Here is a 7,619-nt window from a genome sequence, read left to right as displayed (position 1 = left end):
CCGGACAGGTCCGTCCGCAGCACCAACGTGTTCACGAAGAAACCCACAAGGTCGTCGAGCGCCTCGTCCGTACGCCCCGCGATCGGCGTACCGATCGGAATGTCCGCACCCGCACCCATCCGCGACAACAACGCCGCGAACGCCGCCTGCACCACCATGAACACACTCGCACCCGACTCCCGGGCCAGCTCGGCCAGGCCGGCGTGGATCTCCGGGGCCACCTCGAAGGCCACCTCCTCGCCCCGGAATGACGCCACCGCCGGGCGCGGGCGGTCCGTGGGAAGATCCAACTGTTCTGGCAGACCGGCCATTTGACGCTTCCAGTACGTGAGCTGGCGGCCCAGCAGGCTGTCCGGGTCGGATTCGTCGCCGAGCAGCTCACGCTGCCACAGCGCGTAGTCCGCGTAGTGGACCGGCAGCGGCTGCCACTCGGGAGCGTGTCCGGCGGCCCGCGCCTCGTACGCCTCGGCGACATCACGCGCCAGAGGTGCCATCGACCAGCCGTCGCCCGCGATGTGGTGCAGCACGACCACCAGCACGTGCACGTCCTCAGCCAGGGCGAAGAGCCTGGTGCGCAGCGGGACGTCGGCCGTCAGGTCGAAGCCCCGCTCGACCTGCTCCATCACCAGACCCGGGAGGTGCTCCTCCGTCGCCGGGGTCACGTCGAGGGCCGGCCAGGCACCCTCGCCGTCGGAAATCTCGTGGAGTTCGCGGATCCTCTGGAACGGGACGCCGTCCGCGCCCTCCGGGAAGACCGTGCGCAGCGACTCGTGCCGGACGACGACGTCCCGCAGCGCGGCGGCCAGCGCCTCGCGGTCCAGGTCGCCGGTGAGCCGCAGTGCGACGGGCATGTTGTACGTGGCGGCCTCGGCGCCCTCGAAGCGGTTGAGGAACCACATCCTGCGCTGGGCGAAGGACAGCGGAACCTCGGCGGGGCGGTCCATGGGGGCCAGTGGCGTCCGCGCGTCACCGGCCTCCGCCAGCCACTCCGCGAGCCGCGCCACGCTCGGCGCCTCGAACATCGCGCGCAGTGGCAGCTCCACGCCGAGCAGCGTGCGGACCCGGCTCACCAGCCGGGTGGCGAGCAGCGAATGGCCACCCAGGTCGAAGAAGCCGTCGTCGATGCCGACCCGCTCCACGCCGAGCACCTCGGCGAAGACCGCGCACAAGACTTCCTCGCGGCCGTCGCGGGGCGCGCGTCCCGCCCCTCCTCGGGAGCCCTTGAGGCCGGGGACGGGCAGGGCCCGCACGTCGAGCTTGCCGTGGGCGGTCAGCGGGAGGTCGGCGAGGACCACGACCGCGGCCGGGACCATGTGGCCGGGGAGGCGCCCGGTGAGGGCCTTCAGGACGGCGTCGGGGGAGGGTGCCATGCCGGGTGCGGGGACGACGTAGGCGACGAGGCGCTTGTCGCCCGGCTGGTCCTCGCGCAGCAGGACCGTGGCGCGGTCGATGTCCGGATCCTGGGTGAGAGCGGCTTCGATCTCGCCGGGTTCGATGCGGAAGCCGCGCAGCTGGATCTGCGCGTCCGCGCGGCCCACGTAGGCGAGGGTGCCGTCGGTCCGCCACCTCACGAGGTCACCGGTGCGGTACATGCGCTCGCCGTCGGTCGTGAACGGGCAGGCCACGAACCGCTCCGCCGTGACGGCGGCACGCGCGGCGTACCCGCGAGCCAGCTGAGCCCCCGCAACGTAGAGTTCGCCCACGACCCCGACCGGCACCGGACGCATCCCTCCGTCCAGGACGAAGACACGGGTGCCGCCCCGAGGGCGGCCGATCGGCACTCCGGATGGCGGCAGTGCCTCGCCGGGGCCCACTCGGTGTTCGGTGACGTTCACGGTCGTCTCGGTCGGCCCGTAGGCGTTGACGACGTGGGCCTGCGGGTGGTGGCGGCGCCAATCCGTCACGTCCGACCCGGCCAAGGCCTCGCCGCCCAGGACCAGTTCAGCCGTCGGCGAGAACTCGTCGGGCAGGTTCAACAGCAACGGCACGTGGCTCGGCGTCGCCTTCATGAAAGTCGGTGCCTGACGTCGCAGCGCCGGATCCGAAGCCTGAGGTGTCCGCAGCAGGTCGGTCACACGGGCACGTCCGCCCGACACCAGGGGCAGCAGCACGGACGCCACCGTCATGTCGAATGTGACCGGTGACTGCCAGGCCACTACGCCCGACGCATCCGGGTGGGCGGCCCGCGCCCAGCCCAAGTACGCGGTCAGCGATCGGTGTTCGACGACTACGCCCTTCGGGCGGCCCGTCGATCCGGAGGTGTAGACGACATACGCCGCGTTCTGCGGGCGCCGCCCGAAGCCGCCTGTGTCACCCAGGTCAGCTACGTCGGCCGTATCAGCCGTGTCGGCCGTCCGCTCGTCCACGAGGACACGCGCCAGGCCGCTCGGCAGCGACGCCGTCGTCCCGGCCGTCGTCACGGCGCACACCGGCCGCATGTCGTGGCACATCAGCGCGACACGCCGCGCCGGATAGTCCTCGTCGACGGGCAGGAAGACCGCACCCGCCTTCCACACGGCCACCATCGCCACAACGAACTCCGCCGAGCGGGGCAGCGCCACCGCCACCGCACGCTCGGGCCCGGCGCCCCGCGTCACGAGGGCTCGCGCCAGCCACTCGGCCCGCACGTCCAGCTCCGCGTACGACAGAACGTCGTCCCCGCACTCGACCGCCACCGCGTCCGGCACCCGCGCCACCTGCTCGGCGAACAGGTCGAGCGCCGTGGCGCCCGCCGCCAAGTCACCGCAGGGCCCGGCCAAGGAGTCGACGTCCGCCCCCGCGCTCCACTCGTCGAGGACGAGGCGCCGCTCGCGCGGCGACAGCAGCTCCACCGATATCACCGGGCACTCCGGCTCCGTGACGAACGCGCGCAGCAGCCGCTCGAACCGGCGGGCGATACCGACGGCGGTGTCACGGTCGAACAGGTCCATGGAGTAGGTGAGTTCACCGGTGATGCCGTCGGGGCGACGGTGCGCGTCGAAGGACTCGTTGAGGCTGACGGACAGGTCGAACTTGACCGCTTCCAGCTCCACGGGCTCGCCGGCGAGGACGAGGCCGGGGAGTTCGAGACGGGGCGGGCTGGTGTTCTGGAAGGCCAGCATCACCTGGAACAGCGGGTGCCTCGACAGGGAGCGGACAGGGTTCAGGACATCCACGAGGTGCTCGAACGGCACGTCCTGGTGGGCGTAGGCCCGCAGGTCGGATTCCCTCACTCGCTCGACCAGTTCGCGGAAGGTGGGGGCACCGGACACGTCCGTGCGCAGCACCAGCGTGTTGACGAAGAAACCGACGAGGTCGTCGAGCGCCTCGTCCGTGCGGCCCGCCACCGGCGAGCCGATCGGGATGTCCGTACCGGCGCCGAGGCGCGACAGGAGCGCCGCGAACGCCGCCTGCACCACCATGAAGACGCTCGCGCCGGTCTCACGCGCGAGAGCGGTGAGGTCCTGGTGGAGCCGTGCGTCGAAGTGAACGGACACATGGGCGCCGCGGTGGGTGGCTGCGGCGGGGCGGGGCCGGTCCGCCGGGAGCTCCAGCTGTTCGGGGATTCCAGACAGGTGGTGCTTCCAGTAGGCGACCTGTCGGCCGAGCACGCTCGTGGGGTCGGAGCCGTCGCCGAGCAGCTCCCGCTGCCAGATCGAATAGTCGGCGTACTGCACCGGCAGCGGCTCCCACTCGGGGGCGTGTCCGGCGGCCCGCGCCTCGTAGGCCTGCGCGACGTCCCGGGCCAGCGGCGCCATCGACCAGCCGTCCCCCGCGATGTGGTGGAGCACCACGAACAGGACGTGCGTGGTGTCGTTGAGCATGAACAGCTTCGCGCGCAGCGGCAGTTCGGCGGTGACGTCGAAGCCTCGGGCGGTCTCCTCGGCCAGGGCCTCGGAAAGCGCCGCCTCCGTGACGCGGGTCGGCGGAAGCTCGACGCTGGCGTCGTCGGGGTCGACGATCCGCTGCCGGGGGATGCCGTCGGGACCCTCGGGGAAGACCGTGCGCAGGCACTCGTGGCGGGCGACGACGTCGCCGAGCGCCGCCGCGAGGGCGTCCCGGTCCAGGGAACCGGTCAGCCGCAGCGCGATGGGCATGTTGTACGTGGCGGCCTCGGCGCCTTCGAGACGGTTGAGGAACCACAGCCGCTGCTGGGCGAAGGACAGTGGCAGGTCCGCCGTGCGGGTCCTGCGGGTCAGCACGGTGCGGGCGCCGTCGGCGTCGGCGAGACGGCGGGCCAGCCGGGCCACGCTCGGCGCCTCGAACATGGCGCGCAGTGGCAGCTCCACGCCGAGCACCGTGCGGACCCGGCTTATTAGCCGGGTGGCGAGCAGCGAGTGGCCGCCCAGGTCGAAGAAGCTGTCCTCGGGGCCGACCCGGTCCAGGTCGAGGACTTCGGCGAACAGTCCGCACAACACGTCCTCGTGCGCGGTGCGCGGTGCCCGGCCGTGCGGGGCGGCGGAGAAGTCGGGAACCGGCAGGGCCTTGCGGTCGAGCTTGCCGTTGACGGTCACGGGCAGCGCGGCCAGGACGACGACGGCGGCGGGCACCATGTACTCCGGCAGCCGGGCGCCCACGAACTGTCGCAGGTCGGCCGGTTCGACGGTGGCACCGGCGGCGGGGACGACGTACGCGACGAGGCGGGGGTCGCCGCCCTCGACGGTGTGGACGGTGACGACGACCTGTGCGACGGCCGGGTGGACGGCGACAGCGGACTCGACCTCGCCGAGCTCCACGCGGAAGCCGCGGATCTTCACCTGGAAGTCGGTGCGCCCGAGAAACTCGATGTTCCCGTCGGCCCGCCATCGCACCAGGTCCCCGGTACGGTACATGCGCCGCCCGGCGGGGTCGTACGGGTTCGCGACGAACCGGTCCGCGGTCAGCCCGGGCCTGCTGACGTATCCGCGGGCCAATTGCACGCCGGATATGTAGAGTTCGCCGGGAACGTTCGTCGGGACCGGTCGCAGCCGCTCGTCCAGGACATAGGCGCGGGTGTTCCACACGGGCGCGCCGATCGGCACGCTCGGGGCCCCGGGTTCGTGGCGGACCACCCAGCGAGTGACGTCGATGGACGCCTCGGTGGGGCCGTACAGATTGAACAGGCCCGAGTCCAGGGTCTCCCGGAACTTCTCCGCGAGTTCGAGGGAGGTGGCCTCGCCGCCGAGGATCACCGTGTGCAGGGTCGTACACGTGGACGCGGTCGGCTCCGCGAGGAACACGGCGAGCATGGACGGCACGAACTGCAGCGTCGTGACCCGCTGGGCGCGGATGACCTCGACGAGATACGCGGGGTCGCGGTGCCCGCCCGGATCGGCGACCACCAGGGTCGCGCCGACCTGCAGGGCCCAGAAGAACTCCCAGACGGAGACGTCGAAGCCGGTCGGCGTCTTCTGCAGGATCCGGTCGCCGGCCCGCTGCGGATGCTTGGCCTGCATCCACGCGAGGCGGTTCACGATGGCGTCGTGAGGGATCAGCACACCCTTGGGTCGGCCGGTGGAGCCGGAGGTGTAGATCACGTACGCGGGGTGCGAGAGCCCCAGCGGCGCGGTCCGGTCGGCGTCGCCCAGATCGGTGGCGGGCCGGCCGGCGAGCGACTCACGGAGGTCGGGATCGTCGAGGACGAGGGCGGGCGGGCCGCCCGGCAGCAGGTCCACGGTGTCGGCCGAGGTGAGAACGCACACGGGGCGCGCGTCGTCGAGCATGTACGCGATCCGGTCGGCCGGGTACTCGGGGTCGACGGGGAGGTAGGCCGCGCCTGCCTTCACGGTGGCGTACACCGCGACGACCTGGTCGACGGACCGGGGCAGGGCGAGCGCGACGAGCCCCTCCGGGCCCGCGCCGCGCTCGACGAGCAGGCGTGCCAGCCGGTTGGCGCGGGAGTTGAGTTCCGCGTAGGTAAGTTCGACGTCCCCGTGGACCACGGCCGTCGCGTCGGGGGTGCGCGCCACCTGCGCCTCGAACAGGGCCGGCAGAGGGGCCTGCCGCACTGGGGTGTCGGTACTGTTCCACTCGTCGACGATCCGCCGCCGCTCCTCGGGCGCCAGTACGTCGAGGGCCGCGACGGGCCGGTCCGGGTCGTGGACCACTCCGCGCAGGACACGCTCGAAGCGGGCCACCAGTTCCTCCGCCGTGTCCCGTTCGTACAGGTCCGTGGCGAACTCCAGGACGCCCGCGAGACCCGCCTCGGCGCCGATGTCCGTGCGCGACTCGTCGAGATAGACGCAGAGGTCGAAACGGGCGGCCGGAGCAGCGGCCGGTTCGGGGGCGATGGTGAGACCGGGGAGCCGCAGCCGCGGCTCCTCGACGTTCTGGAAGGCCAACATCACCTGGAAGAGGGGATGCGCCGCCATCGACCGGACCGGGTTGAGTACCTCGACGAGGTGCTCGAAGGGCACGTCCTGGTGCGCGTGCGCGGCCAGGTCGGTCTCGCGGACGCGGACGAGCAGTTCGCGGAAGGTGGGGTCGCCGGACAGGTCGGTGCGGAGCACGAGCGTGTTCACGAAGAACCCGACGAGATCGTCGAGCGCCTCGTCCGTGCGTCCGGCCATCGGCGAGCCGATCGGGATGTCCGTACCGGCCCCGAGCCGCGAGAGCAGCACGGCGAACGCCGCCCGCACCACCATGAACACACTCGCGCCGGACTCGCGGGCCAGGTCGGCAAGGCGTGCATGCAGCTCGGCGTCCAGCGTGAACGTCACGCTGTCGCCGCGATAGGAGGCGACGGCAGGACGCTGACGGTCCGACGGGAGAGCCAACTGATCCGGCAGATCCTGAAGTTGTGTCTTCCAGTAGGCGAGCTGACGACTGAGCAGGCTGTCGGGGTCGTTCTCGTCGCCGAGCAGTTCGCGCTGCCAGAGCGCGTAGTCGGCGTACTGCACCGGCAGCGGCTCCCACTGCGGGGCCCGGCCGGCGCTCCGTGCCTCGTACGCGGCCTCCAGGTCGCGCGCCAGAGGTGCCATCGACCAGCCGTCACCGGCGATGTGGTGGAGCACCACGGACAGCACGTGCGTGGTGTCGTCGAGCGCGAAGAGCCATACGCGCAGGGGCAGTCCGTCGGTCAGGTCGAACCCGCAGCCCGCGGCCCCAGCCATACGCGCGGGCAGTTCGGCGGCGGTCACCGGGAGCACGTCCAGCGGCACGGTGGCCCGGTCGACATCGAGGACGCGCTGGAAGGGGGTGCCGTCGGGGCCCTCGGGGAAGACCGTGCGCAGACTCTCGTGACGGGCGACCACATCGCGCAGCGCGGCGGCGAGCGCGTCCCGGTCCAGGGCGCCGGTCAGCCGCAGCGTGATGGGCAAGTTGTACGTGGAGGTGGCCGAGCCCTCGAACCGGTTGAGGAACCAGAGCCGACGCTGGGCGAACGACAGGGGCACCTCCGCAGGGCGTGCCGCGGCGGACACCGCGACCCGAGCGGCCACGCCGTCCGCCTCGACGCGCTCGGCGAGCTGGACCACGGTGGGTCCCTCGAAGAGCGCGCGCAGGGGAAATTCCACACCGAGGCGGGTGCGGATGCGGCTGATCAGGCGGGTGGCGAGCAGGGAATGACCGCCCAGGTCGAAGAAGCTGTCGTCGATGCCGACCTTCTCCACGCCGAGCACCTCGGCGAAGATCTCGCACAGGGCGCGTTCATGTTCTGTGCG

The 7,619-nt window shown here is 71.9% G+C and carries 1 protein-coding gene; it reads right to left on the bottom strand.

Annotated elements, in window-relative coordinates; translation table 11 throughout:
* Window positions 1–7,619: amino acid adenylation domain-containing protein (locus tag ACF1CT_RS37240; RefSeq protein WP_391788470.1), on the bottom strand; the 7,619-nt coding region annotated here is incomplete at both ends.

This window comes from Streptomyces sp. NPDC014734 (assembly GCF_043083325.1).
GTDB lineage: Bacteria > Actinomycetota > Actinomycetes > Streptomycetales > Streptomycetaceae > Streptomyces.
Note: the sequence above shows the minus strand (reverse complement) of the source record. Positions and strands in the feature narration are given on the sequence as shown.